Genomic DNA, 21,844 nt, shown 5'->3' with positions numbered 1-21,844 from the left:
GCCCTCGTCGCCACCCACGACCCCCAGCTCCTCGCCCTCGCCGACCGCGTCCTCGAACTCCGCGACGGCCACATCCTCACCACCGACTGACCCGCGGACGGCGGGGACGTCACGCCGCGGGGGGCGGGCCCGGGACGCCGCGCGCCCGCCGCCCCGCGGCCCGGTGCAGCGCCAGGCCGGACCAGCCGACCAGGACGACTCCCACCGCGCTGAACGCGGACCAGAACACCAGCGGCCCGTGCCCGACGTCACGACGCGCCACGACCCGCTCGGGACGGTCGGCCCGGTAGACGATGGGCAGCCGGTCCCCGTGGTTGACCTGACGGCGGTTGGTGCCCCGTGGCAGCGGATGGGTCACCTCGGCGCCCGCCACGGTGAACGTCACCCACAGCCGGCTGTCGCCCGGGCCGCCGTGCGCCTCGCGGACGGTGCCCACCGTGTGCACGCCGTAGCGTACCGACAGGGTGTCCCTGGCGGCCGAGGTCAGGAGCCAGACACCCGCGGCGAGGAACAGCACACCGGCCACCAGCAGCACCAGAGGGTGGGCGGTACCCCCGCGGGCGTCCGCGGCCGAGCCCTGGCGGGTGCCCGCACCCGAGCCGTACCGGCTGCCCGCACCGGAACGCCCGCCGGAGCCGCGCGTTTTCCCCCGCCGGCCGCCCCGCACCGGCCCGTCCCCTGCGCCCGCTGCCCCCATGACAGCAATTTACGGGAACCACGAGGCCGTACGGGAGAGGGAGTTCGGGACTCGTGGCGCGGGCGGCGACCCGCCTGGCACCATGGCTGCCCATGAGCTCCGGGCCCGCCTTCCGCCTCGCACGCGCCGCGGTGTTCGCGGCCGTGTGCGTGACGGTGACCGGGCTCGGCCACGCCCTGATGTCCCGGGCGGTGCCGGGCTGGGCGGTCGGGTACGCGTTCGCCGCCACGACCGCCGGGGCCTGGTGGCTCGCCGGACGCCGGGAGCGCGGCGCCCTGACGGTCACGGGAGCCACGGTGGGGGCGCAGTTCGCGCTGCACGCCTGGTTCGGCCTCGCCCAGGCCTTCGCCGCCGCCCCCGCCGACGCGGGCCCGGCGTACCGTCACACGGCCGCGGCGATGGGCGCGATGCCCATGTCCGCCTCCCCGGCCGGCGGCTGGACCACGGGCATGGCCGCGGCCCACGCGCTCGCCGCCGCGCTGTGCGGGCTGTGGCTGTGGCGGGGCGAGGCCGCGGTCTTCCGGGCCGGCCGCGCCCTGGCCGCGGTCCTGCTCGCCCCGCTGCGCCGGGCGGTACGCACCGTCCTCGCCCACGACCACGCCGCCCCGGCCCGCCCCGCGGCCTCACCCCGTCCGGCGCGCCCACCGCGCCGGACACCCCTGCGGCACACGGTGGCACGCAGGGGCCCACCGAAGCCGGCGATCAGCTGCTGACCGTCCGTCCCGCCCACCGGCGGTGACGGGCGCAGTCCGGCCTGTCCGCGCACGGCACCGTCCGCCGCGCGGCCACGCCGTCCCGCCGTCACGGCGGACCGACCTGCCGACTTCACCCGCGCCCGCGCCGTACGCGCCGGGCGCCGATCGGGGATGCACCCATGTCTTCCACACAGGAACAGACGCCGACCGACGGACACGGCGGGGACGCCGCGGCCCCTGCCGGGGAAGGCGCCGCGCCGGCCGCGGACCTGTCCGGCACCACCGCGCAACCGCGGCGCTCCTGGCGCGAGGCACGCGCACTGCTCGTCCGACTGCACTTCTACGCCGGGGTGTTCGTCGCCCCCTTCCTCCTCGTCGCCGCCCTCACGGGCCTCGCCTACACCTTCACCCCGCAGTTCGACCGGCTCGCCTACGGCGACCTGCTGTACACCGAGCGGCCCGACGGCCCACCGCGTCCGCTGGCCGAACAGATCACGGCCGCCAGGGCCGCCCACCCGGAGGGGACGCTCGCCTCGGTGATCACCCCGTCCGGCCCCGAGGACACCACGCGCGTCGTGCTCTCCGTCCCCGAACTGGGCGACAAGCAGCGCACGGTGTTCGTCGACCCCGCCACGGCCGAGGTGCGCGGGGAGCTGACCACGTGGTTCGGCTCGACGCCGCTGTCGACCTGGCTGGACGACCTGCACCGCAACCTCCACCTCGGGGAGACCGGCCGGCTGTACTCCGAGGTCGCCGCCAGTTGGCTGTGGGTGATCGTCGCGGGCGGGCTCGTGCTGTGGCTCGGACGCGCCCGCGGCCTGCGCGCCCCCACGGCCCGCGGTGTGCTCCTGCCCGACCGGTCGGCCCGGGGAGTGCGCCGCACCCGTACCCGGCACGCCGCCACCGGCGTGTGGCTGGCGCTCGGCCTGCTCTTCCTCAGCGCCACCGGTCTGACCTGGTCCCACTACGCCGGTGACCGCTTCGGACGGTTCCTGGACGCGGTCAAGGGGCACGCGCCCGCGCTCGACACCTCCCTGCCCGGCGCGGGAACCGGCTCCGGCCCGGCGCAGGAGGGACACGCCGGGCACGGCGGCGGCCGCTCCACGGCGGCCGCCGACCCGGCCGCCTTCGACACGGTCCTGGCCGTGGCCCGGGACGCGGGCCTGGGCGGCAGGGTCGAACTGACCCCGCCCGCCGACGCGTCGACCGCCTGGACCGTCGCCCAGGACGACGACCGGTGGCCGGTGCACTACGACCGGGTCGCCGTCGACGCCGCCCGGGGCGAGGTCACCTCCGAGAGCCGCTGGGCCGACCACCCCGCCCCGGCCAAGCTCAGCAAGCTCGGCGTCCAGGGCCACATGGGCCTGCTCTTCGGCCTGGTCAACCAGATCGTGCTGGCGGTGGTGGCGCTCGGCCTGGTCCTCGTCATCTGCTGGGGCTACCGCATGTGGTGGCAGCGCCGGCCGGTCCGTGCCGACCGCGCCGCCCCGTTCGGCCGGGCCCCCGCACGCGGCACCTGGCGCCGCCTGCCCGTGCCCGCGCTGGTCCTCGGCGTCCCCGTCGTCGCCGCCCTCGGCTGGGCACTGCCCGTCCTCGGCGTGACGCTGCTGGGGTTCCTCGTCCTCGACGCCGCCGTGGGCCTCCTGCGCCGGCCGCGCACCGACTGACCCCCGCGACCCCGACCCCGGCCCGGGGGACCCCTCCCGGGCCGGGCCGCGTGTGCCGGCCTGCCGCCCGACCACCGAGGTCGCCACACCCGGGCCCGGGCGCTGCGGCGCCGCGACCTGCGCGCCGTGCCGGCCCGCCCCCTGCGGGCGGCTCCGTGCCGCCCGCAGGGGGCGCCTTGCCCGGTCCGTGGTGTTACGTATAACGTTCGCGCATGTCCCGTATCGCCCTGGTCACCCTCGTCGTCCGCGACTACGACGAGGCCATCGCCTTCTACACCGGTGCCCTCGGATTCGAGCTCGTCGAGGACGAGCCGCGCCCCGGCGGGAGCCGGTGGGTCGTCGTGCGCCCGCCCGGCGGCGCCTCCGGCAGCGGGCTGCTGCTCGCCCGCGCAAAGAACGACGCGGAGCTCTCTCGGGTCGGCGACCAGACCGGCGGACGGGTCGGCTTCTTCCTGCACACCGAGGACTTCGCGGGCGACCACGCGCGGATGCTCGCCGCGGGCGTGACCTTCCTGGAGGAGCCCCGTCACGAGGCGTACGGCTCGGTCGCCGTCTTCCAGGACCCGTACGGGAACCGCTGGGACCTCCTCCAGCCCGCCGCCACCGCCCCCACCGACCAGGAGCACACCGCGTGACCGCCCTCGACACCGACCTGATACGCCGGCTCCCCAAGGCCGTCCTCCACGACCACCTGGACGGCGGCCTGCGCCCGGCCACCCTGGTCGAGCTGGCCGCGGAGACCGGCCACGCGCTGCCCGCCACCGACCCCGGCGAGCTGGCCGCCTGGTACTACGACGCGGCGAACTCCGGCGACCTCGTCCGCTACATCGCCACCTTCGAGCACACCATCGCCGTGATGGGCACCCGCGAGGGCCTGCTGCGCGTCGCCGAGGAGTACGTGCTCGACCTCGCCGCCGACGGCGTCGTCTACGGCGAGGTGCGCTACGCCCCCGAGCTGCTGGTGCACCGCGGCCTCACCCTCGCCGAGGTCGTCGAGACCGTCCAGGAGGGCCTGGCCGCCGGCATGGCGAAGGCCGCCGCCGCGGGCACGCCGGTCCGCGTGGGGACCCTGCTGTGCGCGATGCGCATGACCGACCGCAGCCGCGAGGTGGCCGGCCTCGCCGTGGCCTACCGCGACGCCGGTGTTGTCGGCTTCGACATCGCCGGGGCCGAGGACGGGTTCCCGCCCGCCGACCACCTCGCCGCCTTCGAGTACCTGCGCCGCGAGAACGTGCCCTTCACCATCCACGCGGGCGAGGCCCACGGCCTGCCCAGCATCCACCAGGCCGTGCAGGTCTGCGGCGCGCTGCGGATCGGCCACGGCGTCCGCCTCGCCGACGACGTCGTGGACGGCAAGCTCGGCCGCCTCGCGGGCTGGATACGCGACCGCCGCATCGCGCTGGAGGTCTGCCCGACCTCCAACCTCCAGACCGGCGCCGCCACCTCCATCGCCGGGCACCCCATCACCCTGCTGCGCGACCTCGGCTTCCGCGTCACGGTCAACACCGACAACCGCCTGGTCTCGGCGACCACCATGACCCGGGAGATGGAACTGCTGGTCAGCGAGGCGGGCTGGACGGCGGAGGACCTGCGCGAGGTCACCGTCAACGCGCTCAAGAGCGCGTTCCTCCCCTTCGACGAGCGGAACGCGATCATCCGCGACGTCGTCCTCCCGGGCTACGAGACCGTGCTGACCGCTGGCCGCTGACCCATGATGGGGGTACCGGGCCGGCTCGGCTCCCGGCCCGGTACCCACGTCCGTCGAGCGCGCCGGAAATCGGGGAAGCACCCGCAGACGCCGGTTACGGCGGGCGCGCCACCCACGGACGGTGGGCGTGGTCACCGGCCATCTGCACCCGCGGACGGCAACGAGACCGCACGCGGACGAACAACCGGCCCCGCTCCGGCGCTTGAACCCAGCCGACCGCCGGGCCGCAGACTGCCGACAAGGCAGCCCCCACCCTCCCCTCCGCAGCCCGCATCTTTGCGCCCGAAGGGCGCGAGACGGCGCGACAGCCGAGCAACCGGCGCGGCACCCACCGGCCCGACGCCACGGGGCAGGCCGCTACGCGGCTGGTGCAGGCTCCGGGGTCGAGGAAGCGACAGGCACCGCGAGCGGCTCCTCGCCGGGTTCCGCCTCAGGCCGCCGAGTGGTGCCCGGCGGGCGGACGACCGCGTCTGAGCCGGCGCCGCGCGGCGGGCGCGGTGGGTACGGCAGACGCGGCGGGTGGGCGGCGGACGCGTCGCGGGAAACCTCCGCCCTTGACGGCGCCCCGTCCTGTGCGAAGGATGGCGCCCACCGATCCACCCGTCCGGCCGCAGGTCCCCATTGGGAGCCGCCACGTGACCCCTGAGCAGCACCGTCCCCGTACCGTCCTGGCCATGCGGGCCGCCACCCGTGAGGCCGTCCTCACCGACGTGGCGCTCGGGCGGCTGGCCCGCGTCGCCCGCTTCGACCCCACCGTGCTCGTCGAGGACTTCGCAGACCCCGCCGTGGCGGAGGCGCTCGCCGGCGCCGAGGTGCTGCTGACGGGGTGGGGCTGCCCGGCGCTGGACGAGGCGGCGTTGGAGCGGATGCCGGCGCTGCGCGCGGTCGTCCACGCCGCGGGGTCGGTCAAGCAGCACGTCACCGGCGCCGTGTGGCAGCGCGGCGTGCAGGTCTCCAGCGCGGCCGCCGCCAACGCCCTGCCGGTGGCCGAGTACACCGTCGCCGCCGTGCTGTTCTCCGGCAAGCGCGTGCTGGAGTCCGCGCGGGCCTACCGGGAGGCCCGCCGGAAACCGGCGCTCTCCGAGACGCCCGGCGGCATCGGGAACTACCGCCGCACCGTGGGGGTCGTCGGCGCCTCCCGCATCGGACGGCGGGTCGTCGAGCTGCTGCGCCCCTTCGACCTGCGCCTGCTCCTCCACGACCCCCACCTCGCTCCCGCGGAGGCGGTCGCGCTCGGTGCGGAACCGGTGGAGCTGGACCACCTGTGCCGGCGCAGCGACGTGGTCACCCTCCACGCCCCCGAACTGCCCGATACCCGGCACCTCTTCGACGCCGCACGCCTGGCGCTGCTGCGGGACGGGGCGACGCTGGTCAACACCGCGCGCGGCTCGCTGGTCGACACCGCCGCGCTCACCGCCGAGCTGGTCTCCGGCCGGCTGCACGCCGTCCTCGACGTCACCGACCCCGAGCCGCTGCCCGCCGGCTCGCCGCTCTACGACCTGCCGAACGTCCTGCTCACCCCGCACGTCGCCGGATCGCTCGGCAACGAGCTGGCCCGGCTCGCCGACGCCGCGATCGGGGAGATCGAACGCCTCGCCCGCGGCGAGCCGCTCGCCCACGCCGTCCACCCCGACGAACTCGCACACTCGGCCTGAGAGGACCCTACGGCCATCCCCGTCCCGACTCCGGGCGGGCTCGCCTGGCAGGAAGCGGGGTTCGGCCGCTTGCGGAAGACGGGACGGGCGGGCACCGCGCGAGGGTACGACAGCGTCACGGGAAGGGCTACGCGCGGCCCGTGCCGCGGTAGAGGTCGAGTTCGCCGTCGAGTTCGAGGGCGAGGACGGTGGCGTACGGGTCCAGGGCGCCGGGGGAGGGGGCGTCGATCCAGGTCACTCCGGGGACCTCGTGGAGCCCGCCGGTCACGTGGTGGCCGAGCGCGGCGCCGCTGCCGACGACGGAGACGCGCCGCACGCGGTTGCGCAGGCCGCGTACCGCGATGGTCTCGCGTGGGGCGTCGAAGCACACCAGGTACAGGGTGCGGCGGTCGGCGGACAGGGTGCTGGGGCCGTAGTGGTGCCCGGCCGGCAGGCCGGCGCGGGTGCCGTACACGGCGTCGGCGTGGGCGCGGATCCAGTCGCCGAGCCCTTCCAGGCGCTCGGTCTGCTCCGGGGTGATGGTGCCGTCCTCGCGGGGCCCGACGTCCAGCAGCAGGTTGCCGCCGGCGCTGATCGTCTCGGTGAAGTAGCGGACCAGCTGGCCCACCGACTTGTGGCGGTGGTCGCCGTGCTGGAAGCCCCACGAGTCGTTGACGGTCAGGCACAGCTCCCACGGCCCGGGCGGCGGTTCGACGGGGATGCCCTGCTCGGGCGTGGCGTAGTCGCCGTGGCTGAGCATGCGCGCGTTGAGGACCGTCTCCGGGTTCCCGGCGAGGATCCGCGCGGCCAGGGCGTCCAGGCCCCACTGCTCCTCGCTGCGCTCCCACTCGCCGTCGAACCACAGCAGGTCGGGGCGGAAGCGGTCGACCAGCTCCCCGACCTGCGCGTCGCGGTAGGCGAGGTACCGCTTCCAAGCGGCCGGGTCCTCCTTGCCGTCGGCCGGGGTGACGAAGCGGCTCGTCAGCACGTCCTCCAGCTCCGGGGCGGGGTGGACGACGCTGGGGTAGTCCGGGTGGTTCCAGTCCGAATGGGAGTAGTAGAGACCGACCTTGAGGCCCTGCTCGCGCAGCGCCCGCGCGTACGGGTCGATCAGGTCGCGCCCGGCGGGGGTGCGCCGGACGACCGACAGGTCGCCCTGCGCGGTGTCCCACAGGGCGACGCCGTCGTGGTGCCGGGCGGTCAGCACCGCGTAACGGGCGCCCGCGCGGGCGAAGAGCCGGGCCCAGGCGTCCGGGTCGTAGTGCGCGGCGGTGAAGCCGTCGAGCTGGCGCATGTACCGCTCGTGGGGGACGTCGCCGTCGTAGAAGGCCCAGGACTCGGGCACGCCGTCGACCGCGTAGATCCCGTAGTGGACGAAGATGCCGAGCTTGGCGTCGGCGAACCACGGCTGCAGGGGCATGGCTGACGGTTCCTCGGGGATCGGAGGGACGGCCGCGGGTGCGGTGATACGTCGGAGGAGTCCTGTCCTCCGCCCCGACCCTAAGGGGGATCGGGGCGGAGGACAAGAAAGACCTCCGATGTATCACCGCACCCGCCGGTGAGACGCCCCCGCTGCTTCACCGACCCCGCTGCTTCACCGCCCCGCTACTTCACCGACCCCGCCATGACCCCCTCCGCGAAGTGCCGCTGGAAGGCGAAGAAGACGACCAGCGGCACGATCAGCGACAGGAAGGCGCCGGGCGCCAGTACGTCGATGTTGGCGCCGAACTGCCGCATCTGGGACTGCAGGGCGACCGTGAGCGGCTGCGATCCGGCGTCGGCGAAGATCAGCGCGACCAGCATGTCGTTCCAGACCCACAGGAACTGGAAGATGGCCAGGCTCGCGATCGCCGGACGGCCCACCGGCAGCACCAGCTTCCGGAAGATCGTCCACTCCGACCCGCCGTCCATGCGGGCCGCCTCCAGCATCTCCCTCGGGATCTCGGCGAAGTAGTTGCGCAGCAGGAAGATCGCGAACGGCAGCCCGTACGCCACGTGGAAGAGGACCACGCCCGCCGTCGTGCCGAACAGCCCTACCTCCCGGAACAGCCTGGCCACCGGCAGCAGCCCGATCTGCACCGGCACCACGAGCATGCCGACGACCACCAGGAAGACCCAGTCGCGCCCCGGGAACTCCAGCCAGGCGAAGGCGTACCCGGCCAGCGCGGCCAGGACCACGACGGCGGCCGTGGCGGGCACCGAGATCAGCACGGTGTTCCAGAACGCCTGGGTGATCCCGCTGTCCCCGAGGATCGCGGAGTAGTTGTCGAAGCCCAGCGACCCGGGATGGAGCAGAGTGCTCCACCAGCCCGAGCCGGCGTTCTCGTCGGAGCTGCGCAGCGAGGAGACGAACAGCCCCACCGTCGGGGTGAGCCAGACCAGCGCGACGACCGTCAGCAGCACTTGGACGAGCCCGCCGCGCAGCACCGAACCCAGCCGGGCCGCCACGGAGGGACGCCCGGGTGCCCGGCCGGAGGGCCCGCCGGGCGGGGTCGGCGGAGCGGGGCGCGGAGCGGCGGTCTGCACGGTCATCGGTTGCTCCTGCGGAAGCGTCGGATGTTGAGGGCCATCGCGGGCAGCACGAGCAGCAGCAGGACGACGCCGATCGCGCTGCCCAGGCCCTGGTTGTTGCCGCCGCCGAAGGAGACCAGCCACATCTGCAGCGCCAGGACGTTGGCGTCCTCCAGCACCGGGCCCGGCGCGATGATGTAGACGAGGTCGAAGACCTTCATCACGTTGATCACCAGCGTCACGAAGACCACGCCCAGCACCGGCGCCAGCAGCGGCACGGTGATCCTGCGGAAGATCTGCCACTCGCTGGCGCCGTCCATCCGGGCGGCCTCCAGCGTCTCGCGCGGCAGGGAGGCGAGCCCCGCGCCGATCAGCACCATGGAGAAGCCGGTCCAGATCCACAGGTAGGCGCCGATGATGGCCGGCGTGACCAGCGTCGGCCCGAGCCAGTCGATGCCCGCGTACGGCTCCGCGAAGTTCTTCCCGGGCAGCCGGACGCCGTAAGGGCCGTCCTTCGCGTCCGGGAAGCGGAAGGAACCGTCGTCCCCGGTGGTGGCGGTGGCGACCACCGTGCCGTTCCTGGTGAGTTCGACGGCCATGTGCGGCAGACCGCGCTCCTGCGGGTCCACGGCGCCGGGCGTGCCGCCGCCGCCCGGCACGAAGTCCAGGTAGACCACGCCGGTGACGGCGTCGTCCGAGGCCTCCGCGGGCGCCGCCGGCCGGGCCTGCGCCGGGAGCGACGCGGGCGGCAGGCCGACCAGGCCCAGGGTGACGTCCCTGCCCGGCTCCACCCGCGCGACCGCCTGGTAGCCGCCGTCACCGGACTCCTCGAGCACCTCCGTGCCGCGGGGGCGGGCGCCGGGGTAGGCCGAGGAGTCGTTGAAGGTGTCGTGGACGGCGACGGCGGCCGCGTTCATCACGCCGCGCTGCGGGTCCTGGTCGTACACCAGGCGGAAGGTGATGCCCGCGGCGAGGAAGGAGACCGCCATCGGCATGAAGATCAGCAGCTTGAAGGCGGTGGCCCAGCGGATCTTCTCGGTGAGCACGGCCAGCACCAGGCCGACGCCGGTGAGCAGCCCCGGCGCCGCCACGACCCAGATCGCGGTGTTGCGGACGGCCTTGAGGCTCGCCGGGTCGCTGAACATCTCCTGGTAGTTGGCCAGCCCCACGAAGCGGTCGCCGCTCGCGTCGAACAGGCTGCGGCCGACCGAGAAGAGGATGGGGTAGCCGACGAGGGCGCCGAGCAGGGCGAGCGCCGGCAGCGCGAAGACGATCGCCGTGAGCCGGGCCCGGCGCGAACGCCGCCGGACGGCGGCCGGGGCGGTGCCGCCCGCCGGAGCGGACGGCACCTTGCGGGTGGAGGCGGACATGACCCGGCCTCAGCCCTTGTAGGCCTTGGCGGCCGCGGCCTCGAGCGCCGCCGCGGTGGCCTTCGGGTCCGACGGGTCGCGCAGGAAGTCCTGGAGGATCTTCCACTCGCCCTTGCCGGGCGTGCCGCCGAAGGCGGGCGGGGTCTGGTCCGACATGTCGAAGCGCACCGTGTCACCGGCGTCGACCAGCGACTTGGCGGCCGTGCGCAGGGTGTCGTCCGCGTAGGAGGCCGGGTCCAGTTCGGTGTTGGGGGAGAGGAAGCCGCCCGCCTTCGCCCAGATCCCCGCCGCCTCGGGGGTGGCCAGGTAGGAGATCAGCTCCATGCCGGCCTCGGCGTTCTTGCCGGACTTCAGCGCCACGGCGGCCTCGCCGCCGCCGACCACCGGGGCCGGGCCGCCGTCGACCGAGGGGAAGGGGAAGAACTTGGCGTCCTCGCCGACCTTGCCGCCCAGGTCACCGGAGATCACACCGCCGACGAAGTCGCCCTCGTAGACCAGGCCGGCCTTGGGGCTCTTGCCGAAGACGTGCGCGACGGAGTCGGGGAAGCTGGTGGCCAGGGCGCCCTTGCGGCCGCCGGCGAGCAGGTCGTCCTCGCCGAACAACTGGCCCAGGGTGGTGAGCGCCTTGACGACCGTCGGGTCGCTCCACGGGATCTCGTGCCGGGTCAGCTTGTCGTAGTTCTCCGGGCCCGCCTGGGAGAGGTAGACGTTCTCGAACCAGTCGGTGAGCGTCCAGCCGTCGGAGCCGCCGACGGCGAAGGCGGGCAGGCCCGAGTCGGAGACCGCGCGGGCGGCGTCCAGCATCTCCGCGAAGGTCTTCGGCGGCTGCACGCCGGCCGTGTCCAGCGCCGCCGGGCTGTACCAGACCGTCGACTTGTCGGAGGTCTTGAAGTACAGGCCGTAGTAGGTGCCGTCGACCGTGCCGAAGGTCTGCCAGATCTTGGCGTAGTTCTTCTCCGCGGCGCCCTTCACCTCCGGCGACAGCGGCTGGAGCCAGCCCTTGCCCGCGAACTCCTTGAGGACGCCGGGCTGCGGCACCATCGCCACGTCCGGGGAGTCACCGCCCTCGATCTTGCTGCCCAGGACGGTCGCGAAGTTGTCGCCGGTGGAGACGTACGCCACCTTCGCCCCGGTCTTCGCGGTGAAGCCGTCCAGGACCTTCTGGAAGTTCTGCTGCTCGACGCCGGTCCAGACGGCCGCGACGGTCACCGTCTGGCCCTTGAGCTTCTGGCTGCCGGCCGCCGGCCCGGAGCCGGAGGCGGACTTGGTCTCACCGCCGCAGGCGGTGGTCGCGAGGGCCAGACCGCATATCGCGGTGGCCGCGACGAGGGTGCGCTTCATCGAGTGGTGTCCCTTCTTAGGTGGGGTGCGTTGGTGTGGTGCCGTGGTGCGGTGGGGGGTGCGGAACGGTCAGCTGTGCGCCGGGTCGTGGACCCACCAGGCGGCGGCGTTGCCCGGCAGGACGCCGGCCGGGCAGGGGGTGCTGGACAGCAGCGGCTGCCCGGGCACCGGGGCGGGGACCGGCTCGTCGCCGAAGTTGACGGCGCAGACCAGGCCCTCGCCGCGGACGAAGGCGAGCACCCCGGGCGGCGTCTCCAGCCAGCGCAGCGTCCCCTCGCCGAGCTGGGGCAGCCGGGCCCGCAGGCCCAGGGCCTCCCGGTACAGGTGCCAGAAGGAACCGGTGTCCAGCAGCGCACGGTCGGCGCTGTGCTCGGCGAACCAGTCGGGCTGCGGCAGCCACGGCCGGGCCGTACTGCCCTCGGCGGTGAAGCCGAACGGCGAGACGTGCCCCGACCAGGGCAGCGGCACCCGGCAGCCGTCGCGGACGAAGCGCCGGCTGCCGGTACGGCGGAAGATCGGGTCGGTCAGCACCTCGTCCGGCAGGTCGACGACCTCGGGCAGCCCCAGTTCCTCGCCCTGGTAGACGTACGCGGCCCCGGGCAGCGCCAGCATCAGCAGTGCGGCGGCACGTGCCCTGGCGGCACCGAAGTGCCCGGAGGGGCCGCCCGCGTAGCGCGTGACGGTCCTGACCTGGTCGTGGTTGTTGAGCACCCAGGTGACGGTGGACCCGGTGCCGGCGATGTCGCGCAGCGCCTCGGCGACGGCCGTACGGAACGCCCCCGCGTTCCAGGGCGCGCTCAGCAGGTGGAAGAAGAAGGCTTGGTGGAGCTCGTCGGGCCGGACGTAGCGGGCCTGTTCGGCCGGGGTGGGCACGGAGACCTCGCCGACCAGCAGGCGCTCGCGCCCGTCGCGGGCGGTGTACTCCTCGCAGATGGCGCGCCACCGCCGCCACACCCCGTGCACCTCGGGACGGTTCCAGGCCAGCGGGTTGACGGAGTCGCGGGTCCGCTCGTCCGCCTCGGGGTCCGGGGAGTCGGGGAGGGCCGGGTGCTTGAACAGGCCGGCCGCCACGTCGATGCGGAAGCCGTCCACGCCCCGGTCCAGCCAGAAGCGCAGCACGTGCTCGAAGTGCTCGCCCACCCGCGGGTCACGCCAGTTGAGGTCGGGCTGCTCCGGGGTGAACAGGTGGAGGTACCACTGGCCGGGGCTGCCGTCCGGTTCGGTCACCCGGGACCAGGCGGGGCCGCCGAACATCGCCCGCCAGTTGTTGGGCGGCAGTTCGCCGTGCTCGCCGCGTCCCTCGGCGAAGTGGAACAGCGACCGGGCGGGGCCGCCGGGGCCCTCCGCCAGCGCCTCGCGGAACCACGGGTGGGCGGCGGAGCAGTGGTTGGGGACGACGTCGAGGACGGTGCGCAGGCCCAGCCGGTGCGCGTCGGCGACGAGGCGGTCGAACTCGGCGAGGTCGCCGTAGAGCGGGTCGACGGCCGTGTAGTCGGAGACGTCGTAGCCGTGGTCGTGCTGCGGCGAGGGGTAGAAGGGGCTCAGCCAGATCCCGTCGACGCCCAGCCTGCGCAGGTAGGGCAGCCCCGCCCGGACGCCGGCCAGGTCGCCGACGCCGTCGCCGGTGCTGTCCAGGAAGCTGCGCACGTACACCTGGTAGACCACCGCGTCGCGCCACCAGGGGCGTACGGCGGTGAGTGCGGGGGAGGGGGCGGCGGCGGTGGAGGAACCGTCCTCCAGAGGGGCTGTGAACACCCGTCACCAATCCTGACTGCGGGCGCGCGGACGGACACGACACTGCACGCCGCGCGGGGTGGCTCGTTATGCATGCATGTTAAGTAATGGCGTCAGGAAGATGTCAACGGAGCTGCCGACAGTCGGCGCTTACTGGGGTGGTTTGTGGGGCTATCTGGCAGCGAGTGTGGGCGCGCGAGAGCGTCAGCGCTACCTAACATGCATGTATGAGAGAGAGTGGGTGCGACACCCGTGGGGGAAGAACCGCGGGATCAGCGGTCCCGCACGATCTCCCGCAGCTCGCGGTCCAGGCGCGCGACGGCCTGCTCCGGCGTGGTGTGCAGCGCCAGCGCGTCCCTGCTCACCGCCGCCACCGCCAGGCTCACCTGCTCGTAACGGGCGCTCTTGGGACGCGGCTTGGCCGCCCGCAGGCTCTGCTCCAGCACCGGCAGGTACGGGTAGCGGCGCACCAGCCCCGGGTCCCGGTACAGGTCGGCCCACACCGGCGGCAGCGAGCCCTCCGTGAGCACCTGCCGCTGCACCGACTCACCCGTCATGTAGGCCATGAGGTCGGCGGCCGTCCCGGGATGCCGCGAGTGGGCGTTGACCGCGAGGTTGGACCCGCCGAGCACGCCCGTGCCCGGCCCGTCGGGCCCGGGCAGCGGCACGGCGCCGAAGCGTCCCGCGATCCGCGAGCCCGGCGCCGAGGCGAGGTCGTACACGTACGGCCAGTTGCGCAGGAAGAGCAGCCGGCCGTCCTGGAACGCCCGCCGGGACTCCTCCTCCTTGAAGTGCAGCGCCTCGCGCGGGATCCAGCCCTCGCGCACACCGCGCACCAGGAAGCCCAGTCCCTCGCGCGCCGCGTCGGAGTCCACGGTGACCCGGCTGCCCTCCCCGCCGAGGATCCCGCCCCCCGCCGACTGCACGGCCTCGGTGACGTTGACCGTCAGCCCCTCGTACGGCAGCAACTGCCCCGCGTAGCCGCCGATCCGGTACTTCGGGGCGAGCGTTCGCGCCTGCCGCTCCAACTCCGCCCAGGTGCGCGGCGGATCCAGGTGCTCCCGGTCGAGGATGTCCTTGCGGTAGTAGAGCAGCCCCGCGTTGGTGACGTAGGGGACGGCGTACAGCCGCCCGCGGAACGTGGCGGTCTCCTTCACCGAGTCCAGCAGCCGCTCCATCGGCAGTCCGCGCGGGTCGACCGGCGCGATCCAGCCCGCGCCGGCGAACTCGGAGGTCCAGGCCACGTCGATGTTGAGCACGTCGAAGCGGTCGCTGCCGGAGCGCAGGCTGTCGGCCATCTGCGCGCGCACCTCGTCCGCCGCCTCGGGCAGTTCGACGAGCGTCGCCCTCTCCAGGGGGTGGGCGCGGTTCCAGCCGTCCAGCACGTGCTGGAGGTAGCCGGTCAGGTCGCGCCCGGTGGCGAGGGTCACCGGGCCCCGGCCGGTCGTGCCGGGCGGGCCGTCGGCGGCGCGGGCGCCCTCGGAGGCGTAACCGGTCAGCAGCAGGGCAGCGGTGAGCAGGGTCCGGCCCGCGGCCCGCGCCCAGCGCATACGCTCCTCCAGGGTCCCGCTTCCGGCGACGGCGTCGTCGTCCGAAGGGACATGTATACCTGTTGGACATGCGCGATACTAGCCATTGCGGCAAGACGGCCTGCTCACCGATGATCGCGCTGGTGAGCGGTCCCTAACAGGCAGGTAGTCGGGGAGGAGACGGGACGAGCGTGCGCCTTCCTCTCATGGCACTCCTCGCCAAGGGGCCCGCCCACGGTTACGAACTCAAGACGGCACTTGAGAAGCTCTTCGGTGCTGCCTATCCTCAGCCGAACATCGGCCAGATCTACGTGACGCTGGCGCGCCTGGAGAAGTCGGGGCTGATCCGGGGCGAGGACGTCACCCAGTCCGGCCGGCCCAACAAACGGATCTACGAACTCACCGACGCCGGGCGGGAGGCGGTCGCCGCCTGGTTCGAGGAGCCGTCCAGCGAGCCGCGGGTGCGCGACGAGTTCTTCATGAAGCTCGCCCTCGCCCCGGCCACCGGCATGGCCGACCAGGTCTCCCTGATCAACAAGCAGCGCCGCCACTACCTCAACCTCATGCGCGCTATGTCCCGGCTCGCCGCGGGGGAGGACCGGGACGACACCATCGCGCAGCTGCTGATCGAGGGCGCCACGCTGCACCTGCAGGCGGACCTCGACTGGCTGGAGCGCTGCCAGGAGGAGCTGGAATGAGAAGGGCCGAGCCGCCCCCCGCGGCGCCGTACATGCTCCGGGTCGAGGGCCTGGTCAAGACGCACCGCGTGGACGGTGGCGAGGTCCGGGCCGTGCGCGGGGTCGACCTGGAGGTGCGGCCGGGCGAGTTCGTCGCCGTCACCGGCCCCTCCGGCGCCGGCAAGTCCACCCTGCTGCACCTGCTCGGCGGCCTCGAACGCCCCGACCAGGGGCGGATATGGCTGGACGGGCAGCGTGTCGACCAGCTCAGCGAGGCGCGCTGGGCGGTGCTGCGGCGGCGCGGCGTCGGCATCGTCTTCCAGTTCTTCAACCTCGTCTCCACTCTCACCGTCGCGGACAACATCGAACTGCCGGCCCTGCTCGCCGGCCGCTCCCCCCGGCAGGTGCGCGCCGCACGCCAGGAGCTGCTGGCCGAACTCGGCCTGACGGGCAAGGAGGACAGCACCCCCGCCGACCTGTCCGGCGGCGAGCAGCAGCGGGTCGCCCTCGCCCGTGCCCTGGTCAACCGCCCGGCCCTGCTGCTGGCCGACGAGCCCACCGGCAGTCTCGACAGCAAGGGCACCCGGGAGGTGCTGCGGCTGCTGATCCGCTGCCACGAACGCGGCCAGACCATCCTGCTCGTCACGCACGACGCGAAGGTGGCCAGCGCCGCGGACCGGGTGATCAGCCTCTTCGACGGCGAGGTCGTCGACGACATCACCCTCGACGCCCCGCCGTACGCCTCGCGTCCCTCGCGCGCCGCCGCCGACGTCGTGAAGCTGCAGGGCTGACCGCCGTGCGCGCCACCGTCCGCTGGGCCCTCGCCGACCTGCGCACGCACCGCGGCCAGGCCCTGTCCATCGTCCTGGCCACCGCGGGCATCACCGCGGCGCTGCTGCTCTCCGTCGCCCTGCTGGTGTACGCGGCCAATCCCTGGCAGCGGATGTTCACTGCCACGGAGGGCGCCCACGTGTGGCTGCGCACGGACGGCGGCGCCGACACCCGGACGCTGTCCCGGATCGACGGGGTCACCGCGGTCTCCGGTCCCTTCCGCACCCTGACCGTCACCGCGCAGCACGGCCGCGAGAAGGCCGCCCTCGACCTGCGGGCCGCGGGCACGAGCCCGCCGTCGGTGGGGCGACCCCTGATGGACCGCGGCAACTGGCTGGGCGGCGGTGCGAACGACGGCATCGTGCTGGAGCGGTCGGTGGCGTCCGCGCTGTGGGCCGAGCCGGGGGACGAGATCAGCGTCACCCGCGACGGACGGCGCAGCACCGTCCGCGTGGTCGGCGTCGCCGGGACGGCGGAACCCCTCTACTCCCCGGGGGACAACCCCGGTGTCGCCTGGGCGTCCCCCTCGCTGGTGAACGGCCTCGCCACCGGCCCGGCACGGCCGGGGCAGACCGTGGGGCTACGGCTGAGGGACCCGGCGGACACCGCCTTCGTCGTCGCGCGCGCCGTCACCGCCGTCGGCTCGGACCGGGTCACCAGCGTCGCCACCTGGCGGGAGGCCCGCACCGACGCCGAGGGCGACAACCACCTCCTCGGGCTGCTGCTCGGCCTGTTCGGGCTGGCCGCGCTGCTGGCCGCCGCGATCGCGGTGACCGGGGGCATCGCCACCCGCGTCCTGGCGTACGTCCGGGACATCTCCGTCCTGAAGGCGGTCGGCTTCACCCCGGCCCAGGTGGTCCGGATGTTCCTCGTGCAGCACGCGGTGCTGGCCACCGCGGGCGTGCTGCTCGGCGCGGTCGCCGCGGAGACGCTCGCGCCGGGCATCCCCGGGCCCATGGGGGACGCCATGGGGCTGTGGCAGGGACTGCCGCAGCACACCTGGGCCCTCCCCGGCACGGCCGCGGCGACCGTGCTGGTCATCGCCCTCGCCACGGTGCTCGCCGCCTGGCGGGCCGGCCGCGTGCCGCCGATCCCCGCCGCGCGGGGGGCCGTTCCGGGACGCCGCAGGATGTCCGGCGCCGCCCGGGCGGCACTGCGCCTGGGGGCCCCGCCCGCCCTGGTCCTCGGCTGCCGCGAGGTGCTGCACCGGCCCGCGCGCTCCGCGGCGGCCGTGGCCCGGCTCGCCCTGCCGATCCTGATGATCACCGTGGCGCTGGGCACCTGGGCCACCCTCGACCGCTTCGAGCACCACCCGGAACAACTCGGCCAGGCCGGCGCGCTCACCGCCCGCCCCAACGGCCTCACCGACGAAGCGGTCCGGCGACTGCTCGCGGGACGGCCGGAGATCACCGCGGTCCACCCGGGCGTCGAACTCCCCGCGCTCGCCCCCGGGCAATCGCAGTCCGTCACCCTGCGGGGGATCGGCACCACCGACGACCCCTACCCCTTCGCCGTCGCAGAGGGCCGGCGTCCCGCCGGACCCGACGAGGCGCTCGCCGGACAGGGCCTGATCGACGCGCTCCACATCGAGGTCGGCCAGTGGGTCCGGGTCACCGTCGGCGACACCCCGCACATCCTGCACATCGTCGGCCGCAGCATCGAGACCGGGCACGGCGGACGCGTCATCTCGGCCCCCCTCGACGTCCTGCAGGCCCAGGACGCCTCCGTCGGGCCCTCGTACTACAGCCTGGGCCTGCGTCCCGGCGCCGACCGGGCGGCGGTGCGCGGCGCCCTCACCGAGGCCTCGCACGGCGCCCTGGAGGTGCGCGAGGTCGCCGGCCCCGGCGCCGAACTCTCCCCGGTGCGCGGCGTGATCATCGGACTGGTCACCGTGCTCGCGCTGATCGCGCTGGCCGAACTGTCCACGGCGGTCGGCAGCGGCATCCGCGACCACGCCCGCGACATGCGCGCCTACCGCGCGGTGGGCCTGACGCCGCAGCAGAGCGTGGCGACCGTCGTCACCGGGGTCGGCCTGGTCGTGCTGGCCGCCGCGGTGGCCGGCGTCACCGCGGGGGTGTTCGCCTCCGACTGGCTGATCGACCTGCAGGGCGGCTCCAGCGGCGTCGGCGCGGGCATCGCCCAGGCCCCGCCCGCGGCCGCGCTCCTCCTGATCGTCGGCCTGTGCGTCGCCGCAGCGGTGGCCGTCTCCGTCCTGCCCGCGTCCCGCGCGGCGGGCGACCGCAACCCGCGGATGCTGCTCAACGCGCAGTGACGGGGCGTCCGGGGCGCGGCCACGGCCTCGCGCGCCGCGGGCCCGGGTGCCGCTCCCATGTGCGTGCGGCCCCCGCGGAGTCACCCGCGGGCGTCCGCGGCGCCGCACCCCCGGTGGCGGGATCGTCGCTGTCCGCGCCTCGTGCGCGTTCCGTGCCCGGTGGGGGACGACACCGGACGCCGTACCCGGCGAACGGGGCCGCCGGGCATGATCCTTGGTAAGAATGGAGCGCACCGGCCGGCCCGGCTGCGCGGTCCTTGACCGTCCTGTCGGCCGTCGTCGATGCTTGCGTTGCGGCACGTGCGGAATGTGCCGTAATGGGAAACGCCCGCCTCAGGGATCCGTACCAGCCGAGGAGTACCCCATGGCCCACCAGGTCCGTGCCGTCGTCGCCCGGGAGAAGGGTTCCCCCGTCAGCCTGGAAACGATCGTCGTGCCCGACCCGGGACCGGGGGAGGCGCTGGTCCGGATCCAGGCCTGTGGGGTCTGCCACACCGACCTGCACTACCGCGAGGGCGGCATCAACGACGACTTCCCGTTCCTCCTCGGCCACGAGGCCGCCGGCATCGTGGAGTCGGTCGGCGAGGGCGTCACCGACGTCGCCCCCGGTGACTTCGTCGTCCTCAACTGGCGTGCCGTGTGCGGCCAGTGCCGTGCCTGTCTGCGCGGTCGCCCCTGGTACTGCTTCAACACCCACAACGCCAAGCAGAAGATGACGCTGCTCGACGGCACCGAGCTCTCCCCGGCCCTCGGCATCGGGGCCTTCGCCGAGAAGACCCTCGTCCACGCCGGGCAGTGCACCAAGGTCGACCCGTCCGTCTCCCCGGCCGTCGCCGGACTGCTGGGCTGCGGCGTCATGGCGGGCATCGGCGCGGCCATCAACACCGGCAACGTCGGCCGCGGCGACTCCGTCGCCGTGATCGGCTGCGGCGGCGTCGGCGACGCGGCGATCGCGGGCGCCCGGCTGGCCGGCGCAGCGAAGATCATCGCGGTGGACATCGACGCGCGGAAGCTGGAGACGGCGAAGAAGCTGGGCGCCACGCACACCGTCAACTCCAAGGACACCGACCCCGTCGAGGCGGTCCGCGAGCTGACCGGCGGCTTCGGCGCCGACGTCGTCATCGAGGCGGTCGGCCGCCCCGAGACCTACAAGCAGGCCTTCTACGCCCGCGACCTGGCCGGTACCGTCGTCCTGGTCGGCGTCCCCACCCCCGAGATGAAGCTGGAACTGCCGCTGCTGGACGTCTTCGGCCGCGGCGGCGCGCTGAAGTCCTCCTGGTACGGCGACTGCCTGCCCTCCCGCGACTTCCCCATGCTCATCGACCTCCACCTGCAGGGCCGGCTGGACCTGGACACCTTCGTCACCGAGACCATCGCCCTGGACGAGGTGGAGAAGGCGTTCGAGCGGATGCACCACGGCGACGTGCTGCGCTCGGTGGTGGTCCTCTGATGGCCGCCCGCATCGACCACCTCGTCACCTCGGGGACCTTCTCGCTGGACGGCGGCACCTGGGACGTCGACAACAACGTCTGGATCGTCGGCGACGACACCGAGGCGATCGTCGTCGACGCCGCCCACGACGCCGACGCCATCGCGGCGGCGCTCGGCGGCCGCCGCCTGGTCGCGATCGTCAGCACCCACGCCCACAACGACCACATCGACGCCGCGCCCGCGCTCGCGGCGCGCACCGGCGCGCCGATCCTGCTGCACGGCGACGACCTGCCGCTGTGGAAGCACACCCACCCCGACCGCTCCCCGGACGGTGAACTGACCGACGGCCAGGTCATCACGGTGGCGGGCACCGAGCTCACGGTGCTGCACACCCCCGGCCACGCGCCGGGCGCCGTCTGCCTGTACGCGCCTTCCCTCGGCACCGTCTTCACCGGCGACACCCTCTTCCAGGGCGGCCCGGGGGCCACGGGGCGGTCCTTCTCGGACTTCCCGACCATCGTCGACTCCATCCGCGAGCGGCTGCTGAGCCTCCCGCCGGACACGGTCGTCCGCACCGGCCACGGCGACAGCACCACCATCGGTGCCGAGGCACCGCACCTGGACGAGTGGATCGCCCGCGGGCACTGAGCCCGCGTACCGCCGGACCCGCTGGGATCCGAGCCGTCCGGCCCGGGTCCCCGCGGGAGCCGGGCCGGACGGCTCGGCCGGAGAGGTGCCCCCGCTCAGGCCGTGAGCACCCGCAGCGGCGCGCCGTCGCGGAAGGCCGCGACGTCCTCCACCGCCTGCCGGTAGAACACCTCGTACGTCGCCTCCGTGACGTAGCCCAGGTGCGGGGTGAGCAGCGTGCCGGGCAGGGTCCGCAGGACGTCCCCGGCGGGCAGCGGCTCGGTGTCGTACACGTCCAGCGCCGCACCGGCGATCCGCCCCTCGCGCAGTGCCGCGACGAGGGCCCCGGTGTCCACGAGCGGCCCGCGCGAGGTGTTGACCAGCAGCGCCGTGGGCTTCATCCAGCCGAGTTCCTCCGCGCCGACCAGACCGGTGCTGCGCGGACCGAGCTTGTAGTGCACGGTGACGACGTCGGACCGTGAGAAGAGCTCCCGCTTGCCGACCGCCTGAGCGCCGCACGCGGCGGCGTGCTCCGGGTCGAGGTTGGTGCTCCAGGCCAGGACGCGCATCCCGAAGGCGGTGCCGATCGCGGCGACCCGCGCGCCCAGCCGGCCCAGGCCCACGACGCCGAGCGTCCGGCCGTGCAGGTCGCCGCCGATCGTGTGCTGCCACTCCCCGCGCCGCATCCCGGCCGCCTCCTCGGGGATGTGCCGGACCAGCGACAGGACGAGCCCCCAGGTCAGCTCGGCCGTGGCGTGCGGGACGCTCTCCGTGCCGCACACCGTCACACCGTGCCGGCGGGCCGCGTCCAGGTCGACGGACGCGTTCGCCATCCCCGTCGTCACCAGCAGCCGCAGCGCCGGCAGCGCCGCGAAGCGCTCCTCGGTGAACGGGGTGCGCTCGCGCATGGCGACCACCACGTCGAAGCCCTCCAGCGCCTCGGCCAGCTCGGCCGTGCCGGCGAGGTGGTCGTGGCGGAAGACCACCTCCGCGCCCAGCGCGTCCCAGTCGGCGAACCGGTGCGCCGCCTTCTGATAGTCGTCCAGGACGGCGATGCGCATGGTGCGGTCTCCTCGGCTCGATCGGGTCGAACGGACGTGCCCGGGGGCTGTCCTAGTAT

General features: G+C 74.3%; 18 protein-coding genes and 1 pseudogene. 11 read left to right on the top strand and 8 right to left on the bottom strand.

The genetic code is table 11. The features are described from left to right. Positions 1 to 90, top strand: a pseudogene (locus ABZ479_RS23150) (ABC transporter ATP-binding protein); the annotation flags it as partial. Between the two features lie 19 nt (positions 91 to 109). Here ABZ479_RS23150 and ABZ479_RS23145 read toward each other — a convergent pair. Beyond that, complete coding sequence (locus ABZ479_RS23145) at positions 110 to 697, bottom strand: hypothetical protein (RefSeq protein ID WP_500463358.1); 588 nt, start codon at positions 695 to 697, stop codon at positions 110 to 112. 92 nt (positions 698 to 789) lie between these two features. On the opposite strand from ABZ479_RS23145, the gene ABZ479_RS23140 reads away from it, so the two are divergent. From ABZ479_RS23140 to ABZ479_RS23120, 5 genes are all read left to right on the top strand, one after another. Next, the gene (locus ABZ479_RS23140) at positions 790 to 1,410 is read left to right on the top strand and encodes a hypothetical protein (protein ID WP_500463357.1); all 621 of its coding nucleotides are present in this window, start codon (positions 790 to 792) and stop codon (positions 1,408 to 1,410) included. A 161-nt stretch (positions 1,411 to 1,571) separates the two neighbouring features. Further along, positions 1,572 to 3,059 (top strand): PepSY-associated TM helix domain-containing protein, encoded by a 1,488-nt coding sequence (locus ABZ479_RS23135; RefSeq protein WP_500463356.1) that lies wholly within the window; start codon positions 1,572 to 1,574, stop codon positions 3,057 to 3,059. A 212-nt stretch (positions 3,060 to 3,271) separates the two neighbouring features. Next, the gene (locus ABZ479_RS23130) at positions 3,272 to 3,694 is read left to right on the top strand and encodes a VOC family protein (RefSeq protein ID WP_499603277.1); all 423 of its coding nucleotides are present in this window, start codon (positions 3,272 to 3,274) and stop codon (positions 3,692 to 3,694) included. Then, complete coding sequence (locus ABZ479_RS23125) at positions 3,691 to 4,767, top strand: adenosine deaminase (protein ID WP_500463355.1); 1,077 nt, start codon at positions 3,691 to 3,693, stop codon at positions 4,765 to 4,767. The genes ABZ479_RS23130 and ABZ479_RS23125 overlap by 4 nt, the downstream gene beginning before the upstream one ends. A 674-nt stretch (positions 4,768 to 5,441) precedes the next feature. Next, the gene (locus ABZ479_RS23120; protein WP_500463360.1) at positions 5,442 to 6,422 is read left to right on the top strand and encodes a hydroxyacid dehydrogenase; all 981 of its coding nucleotides are present in this window, start codon (positions 5,442 to 5,444) and stop codon (positions 6,420 to 6,422) included. Positions 6,423 to 6,549: 127 nt separating this feature from the next. Here the strand turns inward: ABZ479_RS23120 and ABZ479_RS23115 are convergent, their stop codons facing one another. The 6 genes from ABZ479_RS23115 to ABZ479_RS23090 form a co-directional block, all read right to left on the bottom strand. Then, on the bottom strand, positions 6,550 to 7,821 hold the full coding sequence (locus ABZ479_RS23115) for an alpha-L-fucosidase (protein ID WP_500463354.1): 1,272 nt from the start codon (positions 7,819 to 7,821) through the stop codon (positions 6,550 to 6,552). Positions 7,822 to 8,006: 185 nt separating this feature from the next. Next, positions 8,007 to 8,933: a carbohydrate ABC transporter permease gene (locus ABZ479_RS23110; RefSeq protein ID WP_500463353.1), complete on the bottom strand. Its 927-nt coding sequence runs from the start codon at positions 8,931 to 8,933 to the stop codon at positions 8,007 to 8,009. Beyond that, entirely contained in the window at positions 8,930 to 10,282 is a 1,353-nt protein-coding gene (locus ABZ479_RS23105) for an ABC transporter permease subunit (protein WP_500463352.1), read from the bottom strand. The genes ABZ479_RS23110 and ABZ479_RS23105 overlap by 4 nt, the downstream gene beginning before the upstream one ends. A 9-nt stretch (positions 10,283 to 10,291) precedes the next feature. Further along, positions 10,292 to 11,623: an ABC transporter substrate-binding protein gene (locus ABZ479_RS23100; protein ID WP_500463351.1), complete on the bottom strand. Its 1,332-nt coding sequence runs from the start codon at positions 11,621 to 11,623 to the stop codon at positions 10,292 to 10,294. A 69-nt stretch (positions 11,624 to 11,692) separates the two neighbouring features. Then, on the bottom strand, positions 11,693 to 13,378 hold the full coding sequence (locus tag ABZ479_RS23095) for a glycoside hydrolase family 13 protein (protein WP_500463350.1): 1,686 nt from the start codon (positions 13,376 to 13,378) through the stop codon (positions 11,693 to 11,695). 251 nt (positions 13,379 to 13,629) lie between these two features. Continuing rightward, the gene (locus ABZ479_RS23090) at positions 13,630 to 14,907 is read right to left on the bottom strand and encodes an ABC transporter substrate-binding protein (RefSeq protein ID WP_500463349.1); all 1,278 of its coding nucleotides are present in this window, start codon (positions 14,905 to 14,907) and stop codon (positions 13,630 to 13,632) included. 170 nt (positions 14,908 to 15,077) lie between these two features. Here ABZ479_RS23090 and ABZ479_RS23085 point away from each other — a divergent pair, with 170 nt between their 5' ends. The 5 genes from ABZ479_RS23085 (at position 15,078) to ABZ479_RS23065 (ending at position 20,745) form a co-directional block, all read left to right on the top strand. Further along, entirely contained in the window at positions 15,078 to 15,584 is a 507-nt protein-coding gene (locus ABZ479_RS23085) for a PadR family transcriptional regulator (RefSeq protein ID WP_392616999.1), read from the top strand. Continuing rightward, a complete protein-coding gene (locus tag ABZ479_RS23080) occupies positions 15,581 to 16,354 on the top strand; it encodes an ABC transporter ATP-binding protein (RefSeq protein ID WP_500463348.1) in 774 nt (257 codons plus the stop codon). The genes ABZ479_RS23085 and ABZ479_RS23080 overlap by 4 nt, the downstream gene beginning before the upstream one ends. Positions 16,355 to 16,359: 5 nt before the next feature. After that, positions 16,360 to 18,666 carry an ABC transporter permease gene (locus ABZ479_RS23075; RefSeq protein WP_500463347.1) on the top strand — a complete coding sequence of 769 codons (2,307 nt, stop codon included), beginning with the start codon at positions 16,360 to 16,362 and terminating at the stop codon, positions 18,664 to 18,666. Between the two features lie 364 nt (positions 18,667 to 19,030). Further along, positions 19,031 to 20,116: an S-(hydroxymethyl)mycothiol dehydrogenase gene (locus ABZ479_RS23070; RefSeq protein ID WP_499603265.1), complete on the top strand. Its 1,086-nt coding sequence runs from the start codon at positions 19,031 to 19,033 to the stop codon at positions 20,114 to 20,116. Then, the gene (locus ABZ479_RS23065; RefSeq protein WP_499603264.1) at positions 20,116 to 20,745 is read left to right on the top strand and encodes an MBL fold metallo-hydrolase; all 630 of its coding nucleotides are present in this window, start codon (positions 20,116 to 20,118) and stop codon (positions 20,743 to 20,745) included. Before ABZ479_RS23070 ends, ABZ479_RS23065 begins: the two co-directional genes overlap by 1 nt. 95 nt (positions 20,746 to 20,840) lie before the next feature. Here the strand turns inward: ABZ479_RS23065 and ABZ479_RS23060 are convergent, their stop codons facing one another. Beyond that, complete coding sequence (locus ABZ479_RS23060) at positions 20,841 to 21,785, bottom strand: D-2-hydroxyacid dehydrogenase family protein (RefSeq protein WP_500463346.1); 945 nt, start codon at positions 21,783 to 21,785, stop codon at positions 20,841 to 20,843. Between the last annotated feature and the right edge of the window lie 59 nt (positions 21,786 to 21,844).

Source organism: Streptomyces sp. NPDC005722, from assembly GCF_040630935.1.
In the GTDB taxonomy this organism is placed as follows: domain Bacteria; phylum Actinomycetota; class Actinomycetes; order Streptomycetales; family Streptomycetaceae; genus Actinacidiphila.
Note: the sequence above shows the minus strand (reverse complement) of the source record. Positions and strands in the feature narration are given on the sequence as shown.